The 25,830-nt window shown below is 58.9% G+C and carries 25 protein-coding genes and 1 riboswitch; of the genes, 11 read left to right on the top strand and 14 right to left on the bottom strand.

The genetic code is table 11. The annotated features are described in order from the left end of the window. Positions 1 to 3: 3 nt before the first annotated feature. The 6 genes from L904_RS00125 (at position 4) to L904_RS00100 (ending at position 5,812) form a co-directional block, all read left to right on the top strand. The gene (locus tag L904_RS00125) at positions 4 to 435 is read left to right on the top strand and encodes a hypothetical protein (protein WP_020812678.1); all 432 of its coding nucleotides are present in this window, start codon (positions 4 to 6) and stop codon (positions 433 to 435) included. A gap of 1 nt (position 436) precedes the next feature. Then, positions 437 to 853 (top strand): 30S ribosome-binding factor RbfA, encoded by a 417-nt coding sequence (gene rbfA / locus L904_RS00120; protein WP_020812679.1) that lies wholly within the window; start codon positions 437 to 439, stop codon positions 851 to 853. Positions 854 to 856: 3 nt separating this feature from the next. Continuing rightward, positions 857 to 1,804 (top strand): tRNA pseudouridine(55) synthase TruB, encoded by a 948-nt coding sequence (gene truB / locus L904_RS00115; RefSeq protein ID WP_020812680.1) that lies wholly within the window; start codon positions 857 to 859, stop codon positions 1,802 to 1,804. A 163-nt stretch (positions 1,805 to 1,967) separates the two neighbouring features. After that, positions 1,968 to 2,237: a 30S ribosomal protein S15 gene (gene rpsO, locus L904_RS00110; RefSeq protein WP_004439050.1), complete on the top strand. Its 270-nt coding sequence runs from the start codon at positions 1,968 to 1,970 to the stop codon at positions 2,235 to 2,237. A gap of 276 nt (positions 2,238 to 2,513) precedes the next feature. Next, positions 2,514 to 4,661, top strand: coding sequence for a polyribonucleotide nucleotidyltransferase (pnp, locus tag L904_RS00105; RefSeq protein WP_020812681.1), 2,148 nt, complete (start codon positions 2,514 to 2,516; stop codon positions 4,659 to 4,661). Between the two features lie 134 nt (positions 4,662 to 4,795). Beyond that, the gene (locus L904_RS00100; protein ID WP_020812682.1) at positions 4,796 to 5,812 is read left to right on the top strand and encodes a class I SAM-dependent methyltransferase; all 1,017 of its coding nucleotides are present in this window, start codon (positions 4,796 to 4,798) and stop codon (positions 5,810 to 5,812) included. A 17-nt stretch (positions 5,813 to 5,829) separates the two neighbouring features. Here the strand turns inward: L904_RS00100 and L904_RS00095 are convergent, their stop codons facing one another. Next, positions 5,830 to 6,774, bottom strand: a complete 945-nt coding sequence (locus tag L904_RS00095) for an AEC family transporter (RefSeq protein ID WP_003524298.1) — start codon at positions 6,772 to 6,774, stop codon at positions 5,830 to 5,832. A 477-nt stretch (positions 6,775 to 7,251) separates the two neighbouring features. On the opposite strand from L904_RS00095, the gene L904_RS00090 reads away from it, so the two are divergent. Further along, positions 7,252 to 8,244, top strand: coding sequence for an adenosine kinase (locus tag L904_RS00090; RefSeq protein ID WP_020812683.1), 993 nt, complete (start codon positions 7,252 to 7,254; stop codon positions 8,242 to 8,244). Here L904_RS00090 and L904_RS00085 read toward each other — a convergent pair. Next, entirely contained in the window at positions 8,237 to 8,770 is a 534-nt protein-coding gene (locus tag L904_RS00085; RefSeq protein ID WP_026363850.1) for an SH3 domain-containing protein, read from the bottom strand. The two genes, L904_RS00090 and L904_RS00085, sit on opposite strands and share 8 nt — an antisense overlap. Positions 8,771 to 8,950: 180 nt before the next feature. Between L904_RS00085 and L904_RS00080 the strand changes: the two genes are divergently transcribed. Then, positions 8,951 to 9,955 carry a D-glycerate dehydrogenase gene (locus L904_RS00080; RefSeq protein ID WP_020812684.1) on the top strand — a complete coding sequence of 335 codons (1,005 nt, stop codon included), beginning with the start codon at positions 8,951 to 8,953 and terminating at the stop codon, positions 9,953 to 9,955. 46 nt (positions 9,956 to 10,001) lie between these two features. Continuing rightward, the gene (locus tag L904_RS00075) at positions 10,002 to 10,691 is read left to right on the top strand and encodes a hypothetical protein (RefSeq protein ID WP_035263122.1); all 690 of its coding nucleotides are present in this window, start codon (positions 10,002 to 10,004) and stop codon (positions 10,689 to 10,691) included. Positions 10,692 to 10,736: 45 nt separating this feature from the next. Here the strand turns inward: L904_RS00075 and L904_RS00070 are convergent, their stop codons facing one another. Genes L904_RS00070 through recF form a run of 3 tightly spaced genes read right to left on the bottom strand, consistent with a single transcriptional unit; the run spans position 10,737 to position 13,124 of the window. After that, a complete protein-coding gene (locus L904_RS00070) occupies positions 10,737 to 11,210 on the bottom strand; it encodes a GNAT family N-acetyltransferase (protein ID WP_020812686.1) in 474 nt (157 codons plus the stop codon). After that, on the bottom strand, positions 11,207 to 11,974 hold the full coding sequence (locus L904_RS00065) for a molybdopterin-synthase adenylyltransferase MoeB (RefSeq protein WP_031234409.1): 768 nt from the start codon (positions 11,972 to 11,974) through the stop codon (positions 11,207 to 11,209). Before L904_RS00065 ends, L904_RS00070 begins: the two co-directional genes overlap by 4 nt. Positions 11,975 to 11,996: 22 nt before the next feature. Further along, positions 11,997 to 13,124 carry a DNA replication/repair protein RecF gene (recF, locus tag L904_RS00060; RefSeq protein WP_003524291.1) on the bottom strand — a complete coding sequence of 376 codons (1,128 nt, stop codon included), beginning with the start codon at positions 13,122 to 13,124 and terminating at the stop codon, positions 11,997 to 11,999. 152 nt (positions 13,125 to 13,276) lie between these two features. On the opposite strand from recF, the gene L904_RS00055 reads away from it, so the two are divergent. Beyond that, positions 13,277 to 14,380: an alpha/beta hydrolase gene (locus L904_RS00055; protein WP_020812688.1), complete on the top strand. Its 1,104-nt coding sequence runs from the start codon at positions 13,277 to 13,279 to the stop codon at positions 14,378 to 14,380. A 28-nt stretch (positions 14,381 to 14,408) separates the two neighbouring features. Here the strand turns inward: L904_RS00055 and nrdF are convergent, their stop codons facing one another. From nrdF to L904_RS00015, 8 genes are all read right to left on the bottom strand, one after another. Continuing rightward, complete coding sequence (nrdF, locus tag L904_RS00050) at positions 14,409 to 15,383, bottom strand: class 1b ribonucleoside-diphosphate reductase subunit beta (RefSeq protein WP_020812689.1); 975 nt, start codon at positions 15,381 to 15,383, stop codon at positions 14,409 to 14,411. Positions 15,384 to 15,399: 16 nt separating this feature from the next. Beyond that, entirely contained in the window at positions 15,400 to 17,562 is a 2,163-nt protein-coding gene (gene nrdE / locus L904_RS00045; protein WP_245267388.1) for a class 1b ribonucleoside-diphosphate reductase subunit alpha, read from the bottom strand. A gap of 11 nt (positions 17,563 to 17,573) precedes the next feature. Continuing rightward, positions 17,574 to 17,972 carry a class Ib ribonucleoside-diphosphate reductase assembly flavoprotein NrdI gene (nrdI, locus tag L904_RS00040; RefSeq protein WP_020812691.1) on the bottom strand — a complete coding sequence of 133 codons (399 nt, stop codon included), beginning with the start codon at positions 17,970 to 17,972 and terminating at the stop codon, positions 17,574 to 17,576. A gap of 12 nt (positions 17,973 to 17,984) precedes the next feature. Further along, complete coding sequence (nrdH, locus tag L904_RS00035) at positions 17,985 to 18,206, bottom strand: glutaredoxin-like protein NrdH (RefSeq protein ID WP_020812692.1); 222 nt, start codon at positions 18,204 to 18,206, stop codon at positions 17,985 to 17,987. Between the two features lie 255 nt (positions 18,207 to 18,461). After that, positions 18,462 to 18,685, bottom strand: a riboswitch (cobalamin riboswitch). A gap of 133 nt (positions 18,686 to 18,818) precedes the next feature. After that, positions 18,819 to 19,448: a nucleoside triphosphate hydrolase gene (locus L904_RS00030; protein WP_020812693.1), complete on the bottom strand. Its 630-nt coding sequence runs from the start codon at positions 19,446 to 19,448 to the stop codon at positions 18,819 to 18,821. Further along, entirely contained in the window at positions 19,445 to 20,227 is a 783-nt protein-coding gene (locus L904_RS00025; RefSeq protein WP_003524281.1) for an ATP-binding cassette domain-containing protein, read from the bottom strand. The genes L904_RS00030 and L904_RS00025 overlap by 4 nt, the downstream gene beginning before the upstream one ends. Continuing rightward, positions 20,227 to 21,309, bottom strand: coding sequence for an ABC transporter permease (locus L904_RS00020; protein ID WP_003524280.1), 1,083 nt, complete (start codon positions 21,307 to 21,309; stop codon positions 20,227 to 20,229). Before L904_RS00020 ends, L904_RS00025 begins: the two co-directional genes overlap by 1 nt. A gap of 226 nt (positions 21,310 to 21,535) precedes the next feature. Continuing rightward, positions 21,536 to 22,558, bottom strand: a complete 1,023-nt coding sequence (locus tag L904_RS00015; RefSeq protein ID WP_003524279.1) for a sugar ABC transporter substrate-binding protein — start codon at positions 22,556 to 22,558, stop codon at positions 21,536 to 21,538. Between the two features lie 264 nt (positions 22,559 to 22,822). Here L904_RS00015 and L904_RS00010 point away from each other — a divergent pair, with 264 nt between their 5' ends. Further along, positions 22,823 to 24,055, top strand: a complete 1,233-nt coding sequence (locus L904_RS00010) for an ROK family transcriptional regulator (RefSeq protein ID WP_020812694.1) — start codon at positions 22,823 to 22,825, stop codon at positions 24,053 to 24,055. 56 nt (positions 24,056 to 24,111) lie between these two features. Here L904_RS00010 and recQ read toward each other — a convergent pair. Next, positions 24,112 to 25,830 (bottom strand): DNA helicase RecQ (recQ, locus tag L904_RS00005; protein WP_059762463.1); only part of this gene is annotated, 1,719 nt, incomplete at its 5' end.

Genomic DNA, 25,830 nt, shown 5'->3' with positions numbered 1-25,830 from the left:
GCCATGCTGGCTTATGGCCTGAAAACGAAATGGACGGCGGCTCTGCTCGCCGTCTGTTTTCTTTTCGCGCACCCTGCTATTGCGGAAGTTTGCGACAAAGCAGGATGGGAACCAGAGGACGGCGTCGTTACCCTGTCTTCTGAGATAATAAGCGGGATAATTAGGTCGACCTTGGCGACTCTGCTGATCGCTCTGGGAGCATATAAGCGCTGGTTCTGGCTTGTTTGGTCCATGATGCTATATTTGCTGCTGGGGCTAATGGTTACGCTTTACGAGCCTCTTCTTGGAGATCCAAACGATCCATATATTGAAGCCATGATAAGAGAAGGCTGTCTGCACTCGTTATCGTGGATCATCATTACAGCCTCATTAAGCGTCCCGCTCCTTATCGGAACTGCAATTGTGCTTCAACGAACAACAAAAAGCCTGAGATAAAATGGCAAAAGCTACATCATCGGCCCCTTCGCAACGCATGCTGCGTGTTGGCGAACAGGTGCGCGCCGCCCTGACACAAATTCTCCAGCGCGGTGAAATCCGCGACGATCTGATCGAAAGCACCGTCATTTCCATTTCGGAAGTGCGCATGTCGCCCGATCTCAAGATCGCCACCGCCTACGTGACGCCGCTCGGCGTTGCCGACCACACCGATATCATCAGCGCCCTGAACCGCCATGCAAAATACATGCGCGGCCGTCTCGGCCCGCAGCTTCGGCAGATGAAATACATGCCGGAACTGCGTTTCCGCGACGATACGAGTTTCGACAACTACCAGAAGATCGACGCACTCCTGCGGTCACCGGAGGTGCAGCGCGATCTTGGACCTTCGAACGAAAAAGACGACGAACAGAACTGAAGCATGTCCAAACCACGCAAACAGCAGAACCGCAAACCCAAGGGCCGTCCGATTTCCGGTTGGCTCATTCTCGACAAGCCGCTGGATTTCGGCTCCACCGAGGCCGTTTCCAAGATCAAGTGGCTGTTCAATGCCCAGAAGGCGGGCCATGCCGGCACGCTCGATCCGCTTGCTTCCGGCATGCTGCCGATCGCGCTTGGCGACGCCACCAAGACCGTCCCCTATGTCATGGACGGCCGGAAGATTTACGAGTTTACCGTGACCTGGGGTGAGCAGCGCTCGACCGACGATCTGGAAGGCGAGGTGGTCGATTCCTCCGAGCAGCGCCCGGACGAACAGGCAATCCGCGATCTTCTGCCCAATTATACTGGCGTTATCATGCAGACGCCGCCGCAATTTTCGGCCATCAAGATCGCTGGCGAGCGCGCCTACGATCTGGCGCGCGACGGCGAGACGGTGGAAATTCCCGCGCGCGAGGTGGAAATCCATCGCCTGACGCTGCTTGCCTGTCCGGACGCCAATACCGCACATTTCGAAGTGGAATGCGGCAAGGGCACCTATGTGCGGGCGCTGGCGCGCGACATGGGCCGCGATCTCGGCTGTTTCGGCCATATTTCGGAACTGCGCCGCACCATGGTCGCCCCCTTCGGCGAAGACATGATGGTGCCCCTCGAAACCTTGACGGCACTGGAAGCCGTGGAGGATCGCGACGAGCGACTGGAGGCGCTGGATGCCTTCCTGATCGACACGGCCGAGGCGCTTTCCGCCCTTCCCCGCCTCATCATCAACGACGACCAGGCGCACCGGCTGAAGATGGGCAACCCCATCCTGCTGCGCGGGCGCGATGCACCGGCCAACCATCCGGAAGCCTATGCCACCGCGCATGGCAAGCTCGTCGCCATCGGCGAAATCGGCGAAGGCGAATTCCGGCCGAAGCGTGTTTTCGGCTAAGTCAAGGCTCAAGAGGCGCTGTCAATCGCCTCTTTCAATTGCACCCGGAATAGTTTATAGGCAGCGCCAGCTTGGGCTTTGCCTATGCTGCTGAATGGCCAGAGCTGGACGACATCCCGGCTTTAGGCGTCCCATTTTTCCTTAAAACAGAAAGGATCGTCCGATGTCGATTACTGCAGAGCGCAAAGCCGCCCTCATCAAGGAATATGCCACGAAGGAAGGCGACACCGGTTCGCCGGAAGTTCAGGTCGCAATCCTCACCGAGCGGATCAACAACCTGACCGGTCACTTCAAGGACCACAAGAAGGACAACCACTCCCGTCGTGGCCTTTTGACGCTGGTTTCGAGCCGTCGTTCGCTTCTCGACTATCTGAAGAAGAAGGACGAAGCCCGTTACACCAAGCTGATCGGTGCTCTCGGCATTCGCCGCTAATAACTTCTCCGGCGGGTTTCGCAACGATGCCCGCCGGTTTTTATATCCGGCCTTTGAGGCCACAGAAATTTCCGGGCGTTCGCCGCAAATGTGGCCCCGGACGATAAGGGTGACCCGGATGGGCCGGTGCCGCCTTTTTCAACCGCAGACCTGTCATGGGGCAGGATTGCCGGATGCTTCTTTGGGAAGCCTCCCGCTGTCTTGCCCGTGATTGAGTCACAGCGCTGCTTCCGCCGGTACGACGCCGGAGCGGGCAGCCACAACCAAGGACAAGATATGTTCAATCAACACTCCGTGGAAATCGAATGGGCAGGCCGCCCGCTGAAGCTCGAGACCGGCAAGGTTGCCCGTCAGGCTGACGGCGCCGTCATCGCAACCTACGGCGAGACGATGGTTCTCGCGACCGTGGTTTCCGCAAAGTCTCCGAAGCCGGGCCAGGACTTCTTCCCGCTGACCGTCAACTATCAGGAAAAGACCTACGCAGCCGGCAAGATCCCCGGCGGTTACTTCAAGCGCGAAGGCCGTCCGAGCGAAAACGAAACGCTGGTTTCACGCCTGATCGACCGTCCGATCCGCCCGCTTTTCCCGGAAGGCTACAAGAACGACACGCAGGTCGTCGTCACCGTCATCCAGCACGATCTGGAAAACAACCCCGACATTCTGTCGATGGTCGCCACTTCGGCAGCGCTGACCCTTTCCGGCATTCCGTTCATGGGTCCGATCGGCGGCGCACGCGTTGGCTACATCAACGGTGAATACGTTCTGAACCCGCATCTGGACGAGATGGAAGAATCCACACTCGACCTGGTTGTCGCCGGTACGTCCGACGCCGTTCTGATGGTTGAATCCGAAGCCAAGGAACTCAACGAAGACGTCATGCTCGGCGCCGTTATGTTCGGCCACAAGGGCTTCCAGCCGGTTATCGACGCGATCATCAAGCTCGCCGAAGTTGCCGCCAAGGAACCCCGCGAATTCGAACCGGAAGATTTCTCCGCGCTCGAAAACGAAATGCTGGCGCTCGCCGAAGCCGAACTGCGCGACGCCTACAAGATCACCGAAAAGGCAGCCCGCTACGCCGCCGTCGACGCCGTAAAGGCAAAGGTGAAGGCACATTTCCTGCCGGAAGAAGGCGAAGCCAAGTACACGCCGGAAGAAATCGGCGCTGTCTTCAAGCACCTTCAGGCGAAGATCGTTCGCTGGAACGTTCTCGACACCAAGAGCCGTATCGATGGCCGCGACCTGTCGACCGTTCGTCCGATCATCTCGGAAGTCGGCCTGCTGCCGCGCACGCACGGTTCGGCACTCTTCACCCGCGGTGAAACCCAGGCAATCGTTGTTGCGACCCTCGGCACCGGCGAAGACGAGCAGTATGTCGACAGCCTCACCGGCATGTACAAGGAACGCTTCCTGCTGCACTACAACTTCCCGCCCTACTCGGTCGGCGAAACAGGCCGCATGGGTTCCCCGGGCCGTCGCGAAATCGGTCACGGCAAGCTCGCATGGCGCGCTATCCGCCCGATGCTGCCGACTGCGGAACAGTTCCCCTACACGCTACGCGTCGTTTCCGAAATCACCGAGTCCAACGGCTCCTCGTCGATGGCAACCGTTTGCGGCACCTCGCTCGCACTGATGGACGCCGGCGTTCCGCTGGCCAAGCCGGTTGCCGGTATCGCCATGGGCCTCATCCTTGAAGGCGAGCGCTTTGCGGTTCTCTCCGACATCCTCGGTGACGAAGATCACCTCGGCGACATGGACTTCAAGGTTGCGGGTACGGCCGACGGCATCACCTCGCTGCAGATGGACATCAAGATCGCCGGTATCACCGAAGAGATCATGAAGATCGCTCTGGAGCAGGCTCAGGGTGGCCGCAAGCACATCCTCGGCGAAATGGCCAACGCCATCACCGAGAGCCGCAGCCAGCTCGGCGAATTTGCACCGCGCATCGAAGTGATGAACATTCCGGTCGACAAGATCCGTGAAGTCATCGGTTCCGGCGGCAAGGTCATTCGCGAAATCGTTGAAAAGACCGGCGCGAAGATCAACATCGAAGACGACGGCACCGTCAAGATCGCTTCTTCTTCCGGCAAGGAAATCGAAGCGGCCCGCAAGTGGATCCACTCCATCGTTGCGGAACCGGAAGTCGGCCAGATCTACGAAGGCACGGTTGTGAAGACCGCTGACTTCGGCGCTTTCGTCAACTTCTTCGGCGCCCGTGACGGCCTCGTCCACATCTCGCAGCTCGCTTCCGAGCGTGTCGCCAAGACCTCTGACGTCGTCAAGGAAGGCGACAAGGTCTGGGTCAAGCTGATGGGCTTCGACGAGCGTGGCAAGGTTCGCCTGTCCATGAAGGTTATCGACCAGGCAACCGGCAAGGAAGTCGCTGCCGACAAGAAGAAGGAAGACGGCGAAGCCGCTGCCGAATAAGGCCGCGCCGCCAGACCCTATCGAGGCGCGGGTTTTGCCCGCGCCTTTTTTTCGTTTTGTTATCGTTTGTCTTTTCGGAAAAACCGGTTTCCACTTTTCCCTGACAAACTCCACCCTACCTCGAGGACGCTCCCATGAGCCGTGACGCCGTGAAAACCCTTTTCCATCCCTTTGCCTCGGACATGCTTTCCATGCCGAAAGAGGGCGAACGCGTTCTGTTTCTGGGAGCGGAAGCAGGTCCCCGGCTGGATGGTTTTGACGCGGAGATCGTCGCGGTTCAGCATCTACGGCCGCTTTATCGTGCTCTGCAGGCTCAGGGCGCTGAGGTGACACCGGATATTTCGGGCGAGGACTACGATGCGGCGCTGCTGCTCTGCGGCAAACATCGCGGCGAGAATGAAAACCGCGTCGCCGAAGCGCTTTCGCGCGTGAAGGCGGGCGGCCTGATCGTCGCGGCCGGATCGAAGGAAGACGGTATCGTGACGCTGCGCAAGACGCTGGCAAAGCTTGGCATCGAAGCGGAATCGACGCCGAAGTATCACGGCGTCGCCCTCTGGTTCAAACGGCCGGACGATGTTGCAGCCGTCGTATCGAAGCTTGCTCAAAAGCCCGTCACGGTCGAAGGCCGCTTCACCGCCCTGCCCGGCATGTTCTCCCATGACCGCGTGGACGACGGCTCGGAACTGCTCGCATCGCGCCTGCCCACAGATTTTGACGGCAATGCCGCCGATTTCGGCGCGGGCTGGGGTTATCTCTCCGTCATGCTGGCCGAGAAATCGCCGCGCACGGCCCGTATCGATCTGTTCGAGGCGGACTGGAATGCGCTGGAATTCGCCAAGACCAATCTTCTCGAAAACAATCCGCGGCTGACGGCGCGCTTCTTCTGGCAGGATCTGGCAAACGAGCCGCCGAAGGAAAAATACGATCTCATCATCATGAACCCGCCTTTCCATGCGGCGGGACAGGCAGCAGAACCTGCTCTCGGGCAGGCTTTCATCAAGGCTGCCGCCGGCGCGCTGCGCAGCGGCGGCAAGCTGCTGATGGTCGCCAATCGTGGCATGCCCTATGAGCCGGTGCTCGCGGCGGAGTTCCGCACCAGCACTGAGGTGTGCCGCAACGCCCGCTTCAAGATTCTGAGCGCCCAGAAATAATCAACTCGGCAAAATAATCAGCTCAGCAGCCATGCCCACAGCGACACGGAAAGAACGCCTGTCGCCGTGGAAATGCTGATGGTGGAGGCCGCAACGCTGTGGCCGATGCCAAAGCGGTTGGCGATCAGCCAGGCATTCACGCCCGTCGGCACGGAAGATGTGAGCACAAGCGCTGCCGTCCATTCCCGGCTGAGGCCGAGAAAGTGACCCATGGCCCAGACACAGGCCGGGAAAAACAGCAGCTTGAATACCGTCATGGTGACGGCAATGCCGAGATTGCCGCGAATGGTGTATTTCGTCAGCGCCATGCCGAGCGAGATAAGCGCCGCCGGCCCCGCCATGGAGGCGATCTGATCGACCACGGTTTTCAGGATGGGCGTCAGCGCCACGCCGGAAACATTGGTCGAAAGCCCGATGAACAGGCCGATCACCAAAGGATTGGTGATGAGGTTGCGGCCCACCTGCTTGAAGACCGCCGCCATGCTTCGCTTTTCCCCGCCGACCGCCTTGTGCGTGGCGTTTTCCATCAGGATCGTGCCGGCGATCATCATCACCGGCAAGTGGATGGCCAGCAGAATGGAGAGAGCCACCAGCCCCTCATCCCCGACGGAGCGCCCGACCAGCGGCAGGCCGATGAAGATATTGTTCGCAAATGCCGAGGAAATGCCGGCAATGACGGCGATGCGGACATCCTGCTTGAAGACATAACGGGTGACGATATGCCCGACCGTCCAGGTGACGGCCACGCCGGCGAAATAGGTGATCCAGAGCCGGAAGGGCGAAGCACCGTGAAAATTCGCTTCCGCAAGTGTGCGGAAGATCAAGGTCGGCACGGCGATCTTGAACACGAAATCGCTGAGGATATCGCCGGCATCGGCCCTGAACAGACCGGCCTTGACGGTGAGCCAGCCGATCAGGATGAGAATGAAAATCGGGGCGACATTCGCGGCAACGGCAGACATGGAGGGAAAGCTTTCGCGGCTTTTGCGGGAGATACTCCGCTTTAGAGCCTTTTCCACGGGAATGGAATCGCGAAAACGCTTCCACTCTTTGTTTTCGCCAAATGGCGCCCAAGAAGGAGAAGGCCAGTGAGCCGCTTCGGGCAGAAAGCTCATCTTGGCCCGTAAAATTCGCAAGGCCGAATGTTGCCCAAAAGAAAAAGCGGGGTCTCCCCCGCCTTTTATGTCCGTTATATGCCGCCAGTACATCCGTGGCGGAGATAACGGTTGAGCCAGAAGACCATCATGTCTTCCATTCCGGTATGCATTCACACACCTTTTGCTCTGACAAATGAAATAGCTTAACCACATTACAGGCAGATGACGCGTTTTCGCTCCTCGCGGAGAACGGCATATTTTCTGTTTGGGCTTTTCTTGCCGCCAGAAATGTTTAAGACCTTTCGAAAAATACGCACACACCGTGCGAAACGGATAGGGCCTATGACGAAATTCGACGTACTGACTGTCGGCAATGCCATCGTCGACATCATTTCCCGCTGCGATGATCGCTTTCTCAACGACAATGCCATTACCAAAGGCGCGATGAACCTCATCGACGCGGAACGGGCCGAGTTGCTTTACTCGCTGATGGGACCGGCTCTCGAAGCCTCCGGCGGCAGCGCTGGCAACACGGCGGCAGGCGTAGCGAATTTCGGCGGCAAGGCCGCTTATTTCGGCAAGGTGGCCGAAGACCAGCTCGGCGAAATCTTCCAGCACGATATTCGCGCGCAGGGCGTCTATTTCGAAACCAAGCCGGAAGGCACTTTCCCGCCGACTGCGCGTTCGATGATCTTCGTAACCGAGGATGGCGAGCGTTCGATGAACACCTATCTCGGCGCCTGCGTCGATCTCGGTCCTGAAGACGTGGAAGAAGACGTGGTGGCGGATACGAAAGTCACCTACTTCGAGGGTTACCTGTGGGACCCGCCGCGCGCCAAGGACGCCATTCGCGAATGCGCCCGCATTGCCCATGAAAACGGCCGCGAAGTCTCCATGACGCTTTCCGACAGCTTCTGCGTCGGCCGCTATCGCGACGAATTCCTCGACCTGATGCGTTCCGGTACTGTGGACATTGTTTTCGCCAACAAGCAGGAAGCGCTTTCGCTTTACGAAACCGACGATTTCGAGCTGGCACTGACCAAAATCGCAGCCGACTGCAAGATCGCAGCGGTGACGATGAGCGAGGAAGGCGCCGTCATCCTGCGTGGTACGGAACGTGTAAAGGTCGAAGCCTATCCGGTGCATGACGTGGTCGACACGACGGGTGCCGGCGATCTTTTCGCTGCGGGCTTCCTGTTCGGTTATACGCAGGACCGGTCGCTTGAAGATTGCGGCAAGCTCGGCTGCCTTGCCGCTGCCGCCGTCATTCAGCAGGTCGGGCCGCGCCCGATGTCATCGCTCAAGGCGCTTGGCAAGAAGCACGGCCTTATTTAAAGGCTTCACCGGGGTAAGCACCCCAGATTTCGCCCTGCGAAACCCAGCCCGAGGCCTGGCCGGCCTCGGCGCGGCACCAGTCGCCATTGCATTCACCGATCCTGAAGACGACGCCCGGCTCAAGCCGCGCTACGACGGAAGCGCCCGACTGCGCCTCACGGCGCATGTTCACGTAAACTTCCTTACCCTTGCCACGCATCCACGGAGCCGCAACGGCCGTACGCTCACCCGAGAGCAGAGCCTGATTGACCCAGCCTTCCGTACCGTCAGCATCGCGGATGCGCCGCCAGTTCTCATATTCCTGAATGATTTCCACCGGCATTCCCGATTTGAGATACATCCATGACACGGCATAATCCGTGCTCGGTCCGATGCGCATGTTGACGCGCTTGGATTTCAGGCTGACAAAACGCGGCAGCGGCAGGCCGCTTGCGCCTTTGGCGGCACCCTGCGCCATGGCGTCGGTTGCCGCACCGAGGAGGCCCAAAGACAATGCAATGCAAACGATAGAAACCACACTGCGCATGCCCATTTCCGTTTCCCGCCTTCTGCAAACCGGATGATATTTAAGGAGGCTCGCTTCCACATGCCTCAAGCTTCAGCGAGTTTTATTTGTCTTCGCCGGTGGGTCTGGTAGAAACGCCCTGATTGAAAGAAATTATCGCTCTTTCTGGTTAATGACTTCTGAACAAGGCAGCGGCAAACGATGACCCACAAGAAGAGACCGACAGTCTATATCACCCGCAAATTGCCTGACGTCGTCGAAACCAGAATGCGCGAACTCTTCGATGCCGAACTGAATATCGACGATACGCAGCGAAGCGAAGACGAGCTTGTGGCCGCCATGCAGCGGGTCGATGTTCTGGTGCCCACCGTCACCGACCGCATCACAGCCGCCATGATCGAGAAGGCCGGACCGCAGCTGAAGCTGATTGCGAGCTTTTCCAACGGCATCGACCATGTGGATGTGGACGCCGCCGCCCGAAAGGGCATTACCGTGACCAATACGCCCAATGTGCTGACCGAAGATACGGCCGACATTACGATGGCGCTGGCGCTTGCCGTGCCGCGTCGCATGATCGAAGGCACAAGGGTGCTCGCCAATGGTGCGGACGAATGGCTGGGCTGGTCACCGACCTGGATGCTGGGACGGCGCATCTCAGGCAAGCGCATCGGCATTGTCGGCATGGGCCGCATCGGAACGGCGGTGGCGCGGCGCGCCAAGGCCTTCGGCCTTTCCATTCATTATCACAACCGCAAACGCGTCAATCCGGCGACGGAAGCGGAGCTTGAGGCGACCTATTGGGACAGTCTCGACCAGATGCTGGCGCGGGTGGATATCGTCTCCGTCAATTGCCCCTCGACGCCCGCAACCTATCACCTGATTTCGGCGCGGCGGCTGGCGCTGATGCAGCCGACCAGTTACATCGTGAATACCGCACGCGGCGATATCATCGATGAAGCGGCGATGATCCAGTGCCTGCGCGAAGGCAAGATCGCCGGCGCCGGTCTCGATGTCTATGAGAATGAGCCCGCGGTGAATCCCAAGCTCATCAAGCTCGCCAAGGAAGGCAAGGTCGTGCTGCTTCCGCATATGGGCTCTGCGACGATTGAGGGCCGTATCGAAATGGGCGACAAGGTCATCATCAATATCCGCACGCTGTTCGACGGCCACCGTCCGCCGAACCGGGTGCTGCCGGGGCGGAACTGAGCCGGTTCGGGCCGCCATCTTTCGATCATGGGGAGGGAAGAATTCAATGGGTATCCGGGCGAAGTTCTTGGCGTTGATTTCCGTTCTGCTCATGCTGGTCGGCGGTCCGGCCTGGGCCGCTTCACCTTCCCCTGAAGAGACTGCGGAACTCTATTATCGCGCCTGGCTGAATTTTGATCGCGCGAGCATGTCCCACCTGAACAGGGAATGGGGAGCTTCGGGCGGCGGCCCGCGCTACACCGATATGGAACTGGTTGCGGACCCGGTCGCGTGGCAGCGCAAGAACAGGGGCATGCATTCACCCAAGGGGACGACAAACGAACAATCGGAGCAGTTCGCAAGGCTCTGGGTGGCGAGTACAGCGCGGGTGCGTTGTAAGGCGGAGCCTGCGCGTCTCGGTGCACAAACGCCCACGGGTGTTGTTGTGGCACGAATCAAGATGAACTGCTCTCTGCCGGATGTCGCGCCAGCCTTCCAGCGGTTGAAGGCCAGCGCAAATGCGAACGAGACAGGCGATAGAACGCGCATGCCGTCCGCAAGACTGATGAAGCAGATGGTGGAAGCGACGAAGGCGGCTCCTCTCACCCACAAGGTCAGCACGGAAATCCAGCTCTTCAGCGGGCCGGACAAAGCTGTGTGGCGGGTCGGGTCGGCAGAAGACCGGCCGCAGACCGGCATTGACCGCATCTCCTCCGGTTTTCTCTCCCAGATGGTTCAATCCGGCCTTTTGCAATAGGCTCTGCGATGGCGAAGGACACAATGGGGTCGGCTGAAGGCAATTTCAGTCGAGGAACTTGGTCATCTCGATCGAGGTCGTGTGATCGTAACCGGCATGGGCGTTTTCAGCGGTCTTGACGAAACCCCACGCGGCGAATCTGGCGTGATTGGCGATGAGCTCGATGCGGGTTTCCAGCCGCAGCGCCGGCAGCGCCAGTTCGCGGGCCAGCGCTTCGGATTGCCGCACAAGCATCCGGCCGATGCCCTTTCCCTGTGCTTTCGGCGAAACGCATAATTTGCCTATATAAAGGCAGGCCGGCTCCGGCCTGCAAAACAGGCAGCCCAGCAGTTCATCGCCGTTCAGTGCGACGAAAGCGATCTCCGTCCTCGCCTTCTCCGCAAGATTTTCCAGCGTCAGGCGATGAGCCGACGACGGCGGATCGATGACGCCATCCATATAAGCAAAGGAGGACATGATGAGCGCCAGCAATTCCTGCCAGCGATCGAACTCCTCCCCGATCCTGACGATCTCCATCATGGTTTCTTCCCAGTTGACCGCCGCTTGTATCGCACGGTTTCGAAACGGGCCGACAGGGCGTCGTAGAGGAGCAGACGGCCGATCAGCGGCTCGCCTGCACCGGTGATAACCTTGATCGCCTCCATGGCCATAAGCGTGCCTATAACCCCGGTCAGCGCGCCGACAATGCCTGTTTCAGCGCAATTGGGAATGAGGCCCTGCGGCGGCGGTTCCGGAAACAGGTCGCGGTAACCCGGCAAAAGACTGCCATCGGCGCTTGCCTCATAGGGTTTCAGCACCGTCACCGAACCATCAAAACGGCCGACAGCCCCCGTCACCAACGGTCTTTTCGCAGCCTCCGCCGCATCGGCAGCCGTATAACGCGTATCGAAATTGTCCGAGCCGTCGATCAGGAGATCGAAGGATCGCAGATGGTCATGCGCCCAGACCTGCGAAAAGCGCTCTTCATAAACACGCGTGCGGACATGCGGATTGAGCCGGGCGATGGCCTTGCGCGCGCTCTCCGTCTTCAGCTCCCCAATCGTACCGGTATCGTGGATGACCTGTCGCTGCAGATTGGACAGGGAAACCACATCGTCATCGATCATGCCGAGCGTGCCGACACCGGCGGCGGCAAGATAATGCAGGACGGGAGCACCGAGGCCGCCGGCCCCGATGACCAGCACACGCGCCGCCTTCAGCCGCTGCTGGCCCACGCCGCCAATTTCCGGCAACAGGATATGGCGCTTGTAGCGTTCGATTTCTTCCGGGCTCAGCGGGTCCATGTCGCCCTCCATCTCTTAGCCGTCATGCGGTGATGCTCCCGTGGGATACATTGAAGAATTGCGCCCTGTCGCCAAGGGCGGAGAACATCGCCGTATCCGTTCCGGTCATAAAACTCTGGCCGCCAAGCGCATGAATGAGATCGAACAGAGCCGCCCGCCTACCCTCATCCAAATGGGCAGCGATCTCGTCCAGCAGCAGAACCGGCGCATGACCAGTCATATTGGCGGTCAGCTGCGCATGCGCAAGCACCAGCCCCACCAGCAGCGCCTTCTGTTCCCCGGTTGAGCAGCGCTCGGCCTCCATGTCCTTTTCCGCATGGCGCACGAAGAGATCGACGCGGTGCGGCCCATCCAGTGTGCGGCCGGCAGCGGCGTCACGATACCGGCCATCGCGCAACATAAGCCTGTATTCATCCTCCAGATCGACGGCGGGACGATTGAGCCCATCGTCCATGAAACCGGAGAGGGAAAGCGCCGCGGAAGGGAAAGCGGCATTGCCCGCCCGCCCCTCAATCAGGCTCTTCAAGAGGCCGAGCATCTCATAACGCGCAATCGCCATGGAGATGCCGAGTTCGGCCATCTGCTTTTCGATGCCGTCCAGCCAGACCGGATCGAAGCGGCCTTCGGAAAGCAGGCGGTTGCGGCCACGCATGGCCTTTTCGAAATCGCTGGCCCGCCTTCCGTGAGCGGGGTCGAGCGACAGCACCAGCCGGTCAAGGAAACGCCGGCGGTCCGAGGACGAGCCGGTAAAGAGGCCGTCCATCGCGGGCGTCAGCCACAATACCCGCAGATGGTCGGTCAATTCATCGACGGATTTCACCGGCGTGCCATTCAGTCTCAGGCGACGCGACACCACCTCGCCATCGCCTTCAATTCCCGTACCGATGGCGACTTCGCCATCCATGCCCTCGACATCGGCGAAGATCGAGAAACCAGTGGCTTCAGCCCCTACCCGCGTCACGTCAGACAGGGTGGCGCGGCGAAGGCCCCTTCCGGGTGAGAGAAAGGAGACGGCCTCCAGAAGATTGGTTTTGCCGGAACCGTTGTCGCCCGTCAGCACAACATGGCGGTCATCGAGCGTGAGCGCAGCCGCCGCATAATTGCGGAAGTCCGTGAGTTTCAGCCGTAAAAGCGACACCTTGTTCGTCATGTGTACGGCCTAAAACGAAGATGGACGGATAGCAAGGTGGGGAACGTCCGCCCGCACCGAAGACAGCCGCTAGTGTGCAATTCATTCTTCAGTAGCAACTTTTTTAGTCGCCGGTTATTTATGAGCCGGTCCTCATCACCGGTAGCCCATTCATGCGCCTGATCTTGTCTCTCTTTCTCACTCTCGGTCTTCTCTCCTCCTGCGCAGGCCGACCGGGGGCGGATGTGCTGGAGGCCGTCAACACCAGGACCCGCGACACGAAAATCGTCACCGCCTTCGTGGCGAGCACGCGGGAGAAAAACACGGACGCAAAAAAGGGCTTCGGCACGGCGCGGGCGATGGAGCCGAACTACGCCAGTTTCGATATTTCCATTCCGCCCACCCATAAAAGCGGGAAAATCGAATGGGCCAGCGGCAAGCCCGACCCGAAAAAGGATTTCGTCGTTACCAGGGCCGATATGCTGACGAAGACGCGCTTCAATGCCGATCTTGGCGACATAGCCCGCTCCGGCAAGCAGATCGCACTTTTTGTACACGGCTATAATTACAGTTATCAGGAAGCCCTGTTCCGCGCGGTGCAGATGGCGGCGGATGCCAATATGAACGGCGTGCCGCTGGTCTTTTCCTGGCCGTCGCAAGCCTCTGTCGCCGGCTATGTGGCCGACAAGGAGTCCGCGACCTTCTCACGCGATGCGCTCGCCGCGATGTTGATCGATCTCACCCGGCAGACCCCGAAGAAGAGCGTCGTCGTGTTCGGGCACAGCATGGGCGGCTGGCTGGTCATGGAGGCGCTACGGCAATTGCGCTTCCAGGGCAGAAACGATGTCATCGCCAAGCTGCAGGTGGTGTTGGCTGCGCCCGATATCGATGCTGATGTCTTCCGCAAGCAGATCGAGGTTGTCGGCCGGCTCAGCCCGCCGCTCACCGTTCTCGTTTCCAAGGATGACCGTGCGCTGAAAGCCTCTTCCATCCTCGGTGCCGACGTTACCCGTATCGGCGCGCTGGATGTCACCGACCGCCAAGTGCAGGAGGCCGCTCTCAAGGAGGGCGTGCAATTCGTCGACATTTCCAATCTGAAGGCATCGGACCCGCTCAACCACGACCGCTATGCGGCGCTTGCTTCCATGGTGCCGCAACTTGAGGCAAGCAGGCGCGGGGGTGACATCAACAGTGCCGGAGCCTTTGTTTTCGATGCGATCGGCGCCACCGTCGCCAGCCCCTTCCGCCTTGCGAGCCAGGTGGTGAACCCGCAATAGTTTTGCGGGTCCTGCCGACAAACCGGTTTCAGAAATCCCAGTCCTCATCCTCGGTCGCAACCGCCTTGCCGATGACATAGGACGAGCCGGAACCGGAAAAGAAGTCGTGGTTCTCGTCGGCATTGGGCGAGAGCGCCGAGAGGATCGCGGGGTTGACCCGGCAGGCCTCGGCCGGAAACAGCGCCTCATAACCCAGATTCATCAGGGCCTTGTTGGCGTTGTAATGCAGGAACTGCTTGACGTCCTCCGTCAGGCCCACGCCGTCATAGAGGTCTTCGGTATATTTCGCCTCGTTGTCGTAAAGTTCGAGCAGGAGATCGAAGGCGAAATCCTTGATCTCCTGTCTCTGCGTTTCACCGAGACGCTCCAGCGCCCGCTGGAACTTGTAGCCGATATAATAACCATGCACGGCCTCATCACGGATAATGAGGCGGATCAAATCCGCCGTGTTGGTGAGCTTGGCGCGGCTTGACCAGAACATCGGCAGATAAAAGCCGGAATAGAACAGGAAACTTTCCAGAAACACGCTGGCGATTTTTTTCTTCAGCGGATCGCCGCTGTCATACTCCCGCATGATTAGTGCGGATTTGCGCTGCAGGAATTCGTTTTCCTCCGACCAGCGATAGGCGTCGTCAACATCGGGCGTGAGGCAGAGCGTCGAAAAGATCGACGAATAGGAGCGAGCGTGCACGGCCTCCATGAAGGAGATGTTGGAAAGCACGGCCTCCTCATGCGGCGTTGCCGAATCCGCCATCAGGCGCACGGCGCCGACACCGTTCTGGATGGTGTCGAGCAATGTCAGCCCAGTGAAGACACGGATCGTCAGTTTCTGTTCTTCCGGCTTCAGCGTTCCCCACGAGGGGATATCGTTGGAGAGCGGCACCTTTTCCGGCAGCCAGAAATTCGAGGTCAGGCGGTTCCAGACTTCGAGATCCTTGTCGTCCTCGATGCGGTTCCAGTTGACCGCGCGGATGCAGGACGCGGGTTTTACGGCAATGTTCATTGTCTTGTCCCTCAATTCAGAGCGTGCAGGAAACGCAGCCCTGAACCTGCGTGCCTTCCAGCGCCATCTGGCGCAACCGAATGTAATAGATGGTCTTGATGCCCTTCTTCCAGGCATAGATCTGCGCCCGGTTGATATCACGCGTCGTTGCCGTATCGCGGAAGAACAGCGTCAGCGACAGGCCCTGATCGACATGCTGGGTCGCGGCCGCATAGGTGTCGATGATCTTTTCGGGGCCGATCTCATAGGCGTCCTGATAATATTCGAGATTGTCGTTCGAGAGATAGGAAGCCGGGTAATAAACGCGGCCGATCTTGCCCTCTTTGCGGATTTCGATCTTCGAGACGATCGGATGAATGGAGGAGGTGGAGTGGTTGATGTAGGAGATCGAGCCTGTCGGCGGCACGGCCTGAAGGTTCTGGTTATAGAGACCAGACGCCATGACGTCCTTCTTCAAAACTGCCCAGTCCTCCTGTGTCGGAATGGCGATGCCGGCTTTCTCAAACAGCACCTTCACTTTTTCGGTCGCAGGCAGCCATTCCCGGTCGGTATATTTGTCGAAATATTCGCCCGAGGCATATTTGGAATTCTCAAAGCCCTTGAAGCTATGGCCCCGTTCCACGGCCAGCCGGTTGCTGGCGCGGATGGCGTGATAGGTCACGGTGTAGAAATAGATATTGGTGAAATCGACGCCTTCTTCAGAACCGTAGAAGATGCGTTCGCGCGCCAGATAACCGTGCAGGTTCATCTGGCCAAGCCCGATGGCGTGGCTGGCATCATTGCCCTTTTCCACCGAAGGAACGGAGGAAATATGGCTCATGTCCGACACGGCCGTCAGCGCCCGGATGGAGGTCTCGATAGTCTTGCCGAAATCGGCGGAGTCCATCGCCGAGGCGATGTTGAGTGATCCGAGATTGCAGGAAATATCCTTGCCCATATGGCTATAGGACAGATCGGCGTTGAACTCGCTCGCTTCGCTGACCTGCAGGATTTCCGAGCAGAGATTGCTCATGCTGATGCGGCCGGCAACCGGATTGGCGCGGTTCACCGTATCCTCGAACATGATGTAGGGGTAACCGCTCTCGAACTGGATTTCGGCGATCACCTGGAAGAATTCGCGCGCCTTGATCTTCTTCTTGCGGATGCGGCTATCGGCGACCATTTCATGATATTTTTCGGTGACCGAAATTTCGGTCAACGGCACGCCATAGACACGCTCCACATCATAGGGCGAGAACAGGTACATATCCTCATTGTTCCTGGCGAGCTCGAAGGTAATGTCAGGGATCACCACGCCGAGCGACAGGGTCTTGATGCGGATTTTTTCGTCGGCATTTTCGCGCTTGGTATCGAGGAAACGCATGATATCCGGGTGATGGGCATGCAGATAGACCGCGCCCGCACCTTGGCGCGCGCCAAGCTGGTTGGCATAGGAAAAACTATCCTCCAGCAGCTTCATGACAGGAATGACACCGGACGACTGGTTTTCGATCTGTTTGATCGGCGCTCCGAATTCGCGGATATTGGTCAGGGACAGCGCCACGCCGCCGCCGCGCTTGGAAAGCTGCAACGCCGAATTGATGGAGCGGCCGATGCTTTCCATATTGTCTTCCACACGCAGCAGAAAACACGAGACCAGTTCACCACGGCTCTTTTTGCCGGCGTTGAGGAAGGTCGGCGTTGCTGGCTGGAAGCGGCCGGAAATGATCTCATCGACCAGATTGCGGGCGAGCTGCTCATCGCCGCGCGCAAGGGCCAGCGCCACCATGCAGACGCGATCCTCGTAACGCTCCAGATAACGTTTTCCGTCGAAGGTCTTCAGCGTGTAGGAGGTGTAATATTTGAAGGCGCCGAGAAAGGTCGGGAAGCGGAACTTCCGGGCATAGGCTTCGTCATAGAGGTCACGGACGAAATTGAAGGAATACTGATCCAGCACTTCCTGTTCGTAATATCCCTCAGTCACCAGATAATCGAGCTTTTCCCTGAGGTTATGGAAAAATACGGTGTTCTGGTTGACGTGCTGGAGGAAATATTGCCGGGCGGCCAGGCGATCCTTGTCGAGCTGGATCTTCCCGTTCTCGTCGTAAAGGTTCAGCATCGCGTTCAGCGCGTGGTAGTCCAGAGCCGCATCGAGCGGTTTCTGGGATGCGGCTGCCGGCTGTTTGGCGTCCTTGCGCATGGCGCTCGAGGTCAGCGTGTCCAAAATCGTTCCAATCCATGTTTGACGTTGGCGACATCTTCCTCCGTGCCGAGAAGCTCGAAGCGATAGAGAAACGGCACGGCGCATTTGCGCGAGACGATATCTCCGGCGGATGCGAAAGCTGCGCCAAAATTCGTGTTTCCCGCCGCGATGACGCCGCGAATGAGATTTCGGTTGGAGGGCTCGTTCAAAAACCGGATGACCGGCTTTGGCACGGCCCCTTTCGTGCCACCACCCCCATAGGTGGGGGTGACCAGCACATAGGGCTCGGACACATGGGGAACATCTTCCTCAACGCCAAGCGGCAGGCGAAACAGACGCCGTCCCAGTTTCAGAAGGAAACGATGGGTGTTTTCAGAACGGCTGGAATAATAGACGATCAGGCCCATCGCGCCGCCGCCTCAGCTGATCGAGCCGATCATATCCGGCCGGAAACCCGCCCAATGGCGTTCGCCGGCAACAACCACGGGCACCTGCATGTAGCCGAGGCCACGCACATGATCGAGCGCATCCGCATCTTCGGAAATATCGACGATCTCATAGGGGACACCGATGCGGTCGAGAGCGCGATAGGTGGCGATGCATTGGACGCAGGCGGGCTTGCTGTAAACGGTGACGGTCATGATTTCCTCTCTCGAAGCCGATTTCGGACAAGGCTCAACATTGCCGATTGCAATCGCAATCGGGCGGCGATGGATCTGTCATTAGGGTGGGCGTGCGCGGCTTTTAGCCACGTAAAATCACTCTCTACGCCGACGAGCGCAGCAACTTAAACAAATGCACTGGCATGACTTCACCCCGAAGCTTGTTCTGGAGGGGGCAGAAAAGGGCGCACGCAAATCATTTGCGTCATACACCTTCCTCCGGACACCCCGCCCGTGGACGTTTGCGCTCAAGGCAGGTCTCCTGACTTGCGGGTCACAACATCTATTCCGGCCTTCCCGGAGCTTTTGACCCCAGTGACCCAAATCGGAACGATGCTCACCGCTTACAGTTGCGGGGGCAGTTTCGGCCTTGCTCCGCCATATGGCGTTACGCACCGAATTCCCGTCTTAGCTCCCGACCCTTGCGAATCGGAAGAACCTCGAACACCACATATAGTATATGAGGAAATTTTCGCGTCAATAAATAGACACACAAAAGCCCCACCCTGTGGATCAAAAAGATTCAACACATGGTCAACAAAGGCTTAACGGCACATGCGTGCCGCCGCTCAAACAGAGAAAAGCGTTAATCTATTCCCAGATATCGATGCGGATATCGGCGGGACGGGCGTTTTCAATCACCCTTTTTCCGTTCGGAAGATCGTTTTCGAAAAGTTTGGCGTGGATATGGGCCTCATCGAGACCATAGCCCTGCCACCTTTTCCTCAGCCTCTCCTCAAGCACCGCGACGGACGGCCCGACAAAAATGGTGAGGTCGAAGCTCTTGGAAAGAGTTGTCCACGGCGCCTCGTCCAGTAGCAGATAATTGCCTTCAGCGAGGATAAAGCGTGTTTCCGGCGCAACCGCACGAGCAGACGCTATAGCGATTTCACGGGAACGGTCGAAAACCGGAACAAGCACCTCTTGCCCGCCCTTGCGGACGGCGGAGACGATATCGAGGAAACCGCGCACGTCGAATGTTTCCGGCGCGCCTTTTCGCGGCAGCAGCCCCCGCTCTTCAAGGATGCCATTGTCCATATGGAAGCCATCCATGGGCAGGACGGCGGCCGTTTCGTCCCATGCCAGCAAAGCATCACAAAGGGCATCCGCCAGCGTGGATTTGCCGGCCCCAGGGGGACCGGCAATAGCGACGATAAAACGGGATTTACCTTTTGCCCGCCGAAGAACGTCTTCGGCGATCGTTTCAAGCTTCAGCGTCATGCGGCAAGCGTTTCCTTCGGCGCTTCCTTGGCGCCCGTCATGAAGGCGACGGCGTCGGACATGGAGTAGTCCTTCGGATTGATGACGCAGAGGCGCTTGCCGAGCCGGTGGATATGGATGCGATCCGCGACCTCGAAGACATGCGGCATGTTGTGCGAGATGAGGACAATCGGCAGGCCGCGCGAGCGAACGTCCAGGATAAGCTCCAGAACACGCCGGCTTTCCTTGACACCAAGTGCTGCCGTCGGCTCGTCAAGAATGACGACCTTGGAGCCGAAGGCCGCTGCACGCGCCACAGCCACACCCTGACGCTGACCGCCGGAGAGGGTTTCCACTGCCTGATTGATGTTCTGAATCGTCATCAGGCCGAGCTCCGACAGTTTCTCCCGGGCGAATTTTTCCATGGCCGGGCGGTCCAGCGCCCGGAACAGGCTGCCCTGAATGCCGGGTTTGCGGATTTCCCGGCCGAGAAACATATTGTCAGCTATGGAAAGCGCCGGCGACAGGGCGAGGTTCTGATAGACCGTCTCGATGCCAGCCTTGCGCGCCTCGATCGGCGAGCGGAACTGCACGGGCTGGCCTTCCAGCCGGATTTCCCCTTCATCGGGTGTCACCGCACCGGAAATCGCCTTGATGAGAGAGGATTTGCCGGCGCCGTTATCGCCGATCACCGCCAGGATTTCGCCCGGATAGAGGTCGAAATCGGCATGGTCGAGGGCGGTCACACGACCGTAGCGCTTGACGAGATTGCGTGCTGTGAGAATGGGTTCTTTTGCCATCAGCCTGCTACCTTTCTGATCCACTGGTCGATTGCGACAGCCATGATGATGAGGACGCCAATCAACAGATAGGTCCATTGCGGGTCTGTTCCGATAAGCCTGAGGCCGAGCGAAAAGACGCCGACGATCAGGGCACCGAAGATCATGCCCATGATGGAGCCACGCCCGCCGAACAGCGACAGGCCGCCGATAACCACTGCGGTAATGGATTCGATATTGGCGAATTGACCGGCGGTCGGCGAAACCGAGCCGATGCGGCCGATAAGGGCCCAGCCAGCGAAGGCGCAGATGAGGCCGGACAGCGTGTAAACGGTCGTCAGCATGCGCTTGACGTTGACACCGGCAAGTTCGGCGGCATCCGGATCGTCACCCACCGCATAAAGGTGGCGACCCCAGGCGGTGCGGTTCAGCACATACCAGAGCAGGGCGACGAGCAGGACCATGGCGATGACGCCATAGGTGAAGACCGCGCTGCCGACACGGATATTGGCGCCGAAGAATTGCAGGATCGGCGCCTGCTGGGCGATATCCTGAGCGCGGATCGTCTCGTTTGCGGAATAGAGGAAGTTGGTCGCCAATACGATCTGCCACATGCCGAGCGTGACGATGAAGGGCGGCAGGCGCATGCGCGAGACCAGAATACCGTTGATGAAGCCGCAAAATGCGCCGACGGCGAGGCCACAGAGAATGGAGAGTTCCGCCGGCAGACCGTAACGGAAGGTGAACTGTCCCATGATGACGGAGGACAGGACCATGATCGCGCCAACCGACAGATCGATGCCCGCCGTCAGGATGACCAGCGACTGCGCCGCGCCGACAATACCGACGATGGCGACCTGCTGCAAAATAAGGGTCAGCGTGAAGGCCGAGAAAAACTTGCCGCCGAGAAGCAGGCCGAAAACAATCAGCGACAGCACCAGAACGATAAGCGGAACGGCCGCCGGGCTGGAGTGGAGAAAGTGCTGCAGTTTTTCCAGCACACTCTTGTCGTGCGTATCGAAAGCGGCGACCTGCGTCGAACTTCCCGAAAGCACTTTTTCAAATTCATTATGCGGCTGAGCCCGCACCGGCTGATCGCTCATGGATTTTCCTCCCGATCGCTCTATCGCACCAGCCCTGACACCGGGGTCTATCTCAAAAGAGAATGATGCGTAGATTTCAAAGTGTTGTGAAGCGGCCTATATCATCCCCGCAGGACGCGTGACGCGCTCGTTTGTTCCTTTGTCCGATCCCCCGGATCGTGCCTGATATTCATTCTGGTCCAAGGGCGGGGGCACGAATGCCCCCGCGGGTTTCAACGGTGAGGCATCAACCCCAGCACTTGTTGAGACCTTCCTTCGTATCGATGGAGTCGAGGCCCTTGACCGGCTTGTCGGTTACCAGCGTCACGCCGGTATCGACGAAGTTCTTGCCTTCGGTCGGCTTCGGCTTTTCACCCGTGTCGGCGAACTTCTTGACGGCTTCCACGCCGAGAGCCGCCATCAGCAGCGGATATTGCTGCGAGGTCGCGCCGATCACGCCTTCCGCCACGTTCTTGACGCCCGGGCAACCGCCATCGACGGAAACGATCAGAACATCCTTTTCACGGCCGACCGCCTTCAGCGCCTCATAAGCGCCGGCTGCCGCAGGTTCGTTGATGGTGTGGACGACATTGATGGTCGGGTCCTTCTGCAGCAGATTTTCCATCGCCGCGCGGCCGCCTTCTTCGTTACCATTGGTAACATCATGGCCAACGATGCGCGGATCGTTTTCATCGCCGATCTTGTTGATGTCCTTCACGTCGATGCCAAAGCCCTTCATGAAGCCCTGGTTACGCAGCACATCCACCGTCGGCTGGGAGGGGGTGAGGTTGAGGAAGGCGATCTTCGCATCCTTGGCCTTGTCGCCGAGGCTGCCGGCAGCCCATTTGCCGATCAGCTCACCAGCCAGAAGATTGTCGGTGGCGAAGGTGGAATCAGCAGCATCGACGGGTTCGAGCGGTGTATCGAGGGCGATGACCAGAAGACCGGCGTCACGCGCCTTCTGCACCGCGGGAACGATGCCCTTGGTGTCCGATGCGGTGATCAGGATACCCTTGGCGCCATCGGCAATGCAGGTCTCGATGGCGGCTACCTGGCTTTCGGAATCGCCGTCGATCTTGCCGGCATAGGATTTCAGCGTCACGCCAAGTTCTTTAGCCTTGGCGGTCGCGCCTTCTTTCATCTTGACGAAAAAGGGATTGGTATCGGTTTTGGTGATGAGGCAAACCGAGGTATCGGCCGCAGACGCAACGGAAGCGAAAGAAACGCCAAGCGCAAGCGCGCCCAGAAGAGCGGAAACAGTGGTCTTCATGAGATCCTCCCAATGGATATTTGAGCACCGTGACGGTTACCCGACGATCCCGTCTCCTCCGAGATCGACGACCGTTGGCTCAGATGGAACCACCAAAGGAAACGCCTGTCAATAAATAAATCCGATTGAATTATTAATTCCCTATGGCATTCTAATATGCGGCAGGGAGGAATATCGCCGCGTCGTTTAACGTTGCGATAGCAAGATTGCCATAAAGCCTGCTGTATCGGTCGCGGCGGATAGGGCGGGCGGGAGGATGACACTATGAGACAATCTGTCGAGACGGCGCCGCCGGCGCCGCCCACCACCATGGATATAAGCGGCGGCGCCAACCAGATCGGAGTGCGCGCTTATAATGAGCGGCTTGTGCTCTCTCTCGTTCGCCGTCACGGCGGACTGTCAAAGGCCGAGATATCAAGACTTTGCGGCCTTTCAGCGCAGACCGTCTCGGTCATCATGCGCTCGCTTGAAAAGGACGGGCTTCTCATTCGCGGTGAAAGACTGCGTGGCAAAGTCGGCCAGCCATCGACGCCGATGCGGCTTAATCCCGACGCCGTCTTTTCTTTCGGTGTGAAGATCGGCCGACGCAGCGTCGATCTCGTGCTGATGGATTTTGTCGGCCGGATCAGGCTCAAGCTGCGCAGAACCTATCCCTACCCTCTTCCGGAATGGATACTACCCTTCGTAATCGACGGCATAACGGAACTCGAATCGAAACTTTCCCCTGCCGAGCGGGAGAAAATTGCCGGCGTCGGCATCGCCGCTCCATTTGAATTGTGGAACTGGGCGCAGGAAGTGGGCGCTCCACAGATTGAAATGGAGAGATGGCGGGGCGTCGATATCCGGTCGGAAATTGCCGAAAACGTCAGCTATCCGGTTTTTCTGCAGAACGACGCGACCAGCGCCTGCGGCGCCGAACTGGTTTTTGGCGCAGGCCAGCACTATCCGGATTTTCTTTACGTCTTCATCGGCTCCTTCATAGGCGGCGGCGTCGTTTTGAATTCGGCGCTATTTTCCGGAAAGACGGGAACGGCCGGCGCCATCGGCCCTCTGCCGGTGCAGGGGCAGGATGGCAATACCGTCCAGCTTCTGAAAATCGCGTCGATCTTCGTTCTGGAAAACATGCTGCGCGAAAAGGGCATCGATCCGCGCCCCCTGTGGTTTTCTCCGGACGAGTGGATCGATTTCGGCGAGCCGCTGGAAAGCTGGATCAGGAAAACCGCCGCGGCGCTGGCGCAGGCCGTTATTGCCGCTGCCTCCATCATCGATTTTTCGAGCGTTATCATCGATGGCGGTTTTCCCGACTGGGTCAGAACCAGAATCGTCGCCGCCACCCGCCTTGCCCTTAAACACCACGATCTGCAGGGTGTCACGGTGCCTGACATAATCGAAGGCGCGGTCGGTAGCCAGGCGCGGGCAATCGGCGGGGCGAGCCTGCCCCTGTTTTCGCGCTATCTTATCGATCAGAACGTACTGTTCAAGGACACGACCGGCTGAGACCTCGCAACGCCCTGCGGTTTTATTACTCGGCTATTAATTTGGATATCTGCCGGTCATTCGCCAGCGGCGTGCTGCATGATCGCCGCCAGAAAAGCAGGTCCGTATCGCTCGAGCTTGGTATCTCCGACGCCGGGAATCACTGCCATTTCCTTCGCCGAGACCGGTTTTGCCGTCGCAAGTTCGATGAGGGTCTTGTCGTGGAAAATCACATACGGCGGAACGTTCTGTGCCCGGGCAATTTCCATGCGCTTCGCACGCAGCGCCTCAAAAAGACTGCGATCGGATTCCGGCAAGGCCGTCGATACCGTGTTGCGGGGCGTCTGCTGCCGTGCGGAACGGGGAGCGGATGGTATCCTCAGCATCAGTGCCGGTTTTTCGCGCAGGAACCGCCGTCCATCCTCGGAGATAGACAGGCCGCCATGTCCCGACAGATCCACTTCAATCATGCGTAACGCAACCAGCTGACGCAGGATGGCGCGCCATGTGCGGTTGTCGTGCTCTTTACCTATCCCGTAGGTGGTAATGCGGTCATGGCCGAAGCGGGAAATCCGCTCGTCCTCGACACCCAGCAATACGCGAATGACATAGGCCTGGCCAAAACGTTCACCCGTGCGATAAATACAGGACAGAAGTTTCTGCGCGGCGATGGCCCCATCAAACAGGTCCGGCGGCTCGGCGCAGGTATCGCAATTGCCGCAGGGCTCACACCGGTCGCCGAAATAGGAGAGCAGAACCTGCCGGCGGCAACTCGCCGTTTCTGCGAGGCCAAGCAGCGCATCGAGCTTCTGGCGCTCCATATATTTGCGTTGGTCCGCGGCATCAGATTCTTCGATGAAACGATTGCGCAGGGCAATATCTTCATAGCCATAGAGCATGAGCACGTCCGACGGCAGACCATCGCGACCGGCTCGGCCTGTTTCCTGATAATAGGCCTCGATGCTGCCGGGTAGGTCGATATGAACCACGAAGCGCACATCCGGCTTGTCTATGCCCATGCCGAAAGCGACGGTCGCGACAATGATGACCGCCTCGCCGTGCTGGAAACGGGTCTGGTTCTCCTCACGGGCAGCCTTGTCCATGCCAGCGTGATAGGGTAGCGCATCGCGACCCTCCTCCCGCAGCCATGCGGCCGTTTCGTCCACTTTGCGTTTGGAAAGGCAATAGACGATACCGCTCTCACCGTCGCGATCCTTCAAAAAGCGCTTCAGCTGCGCGCGCGGATTATCCTTTTCCATGATCGCATAGCGGATATTAGGACGGTCGAACCCGGCAATGAAGGCATCGTGCTCTTCAATCCCCAGGTGACCGAGAATTTCGGCGCGCGTGGGCTCGTCGGCCGTCGCCGTCAGCGCCATGCGCGGCGTATCGGGAAAACGCTCGATCAGCGTGTCTAGCTGGCGGTAGGGCGGCCGGAAATCATGCCCCCATTGAGACAGGCAATGAGCCTCGTCGACCGCGATCAGCGACAGGTCGATGGATTGCAACGCATCGAGGACATCCGGCTTGAGCAGGGTTTCCGGCGCGGCATAAAGAATATCGACCTTGCCGGCCCGCATGTCCCGCCAAAGCACGCGCCGCTCTTCCGGGGAAAGATCGGAATTGAGAGCTTCGGCCCGCACGCCGGCCTGACGCAGGGCTGCAACCTGATCGACCATCAGCGCGATGAGCGGTGAGACGATCAACCCCATGCCATTACGAGCAAGCGCCGGGATCTGGTAACAAAGCGACTTTCCACCGCCCGTCGGCATCAAAACGAAGGCGTTGTTTCCCGC

The sequence above is a fragment of the Agrobacterium sp. LY4 genome (genome assembly GCF_001526585.1).
GTDB lineage: Bacteria > Pseudomonadota > Alphaproteobacteria > Rhizobiales > Rhizobiaceae > Agrobacterium > Agrobacterium leguminum.
This window is presented reverse-complemented; position numbering and strand designations above follow the sequence as displayed.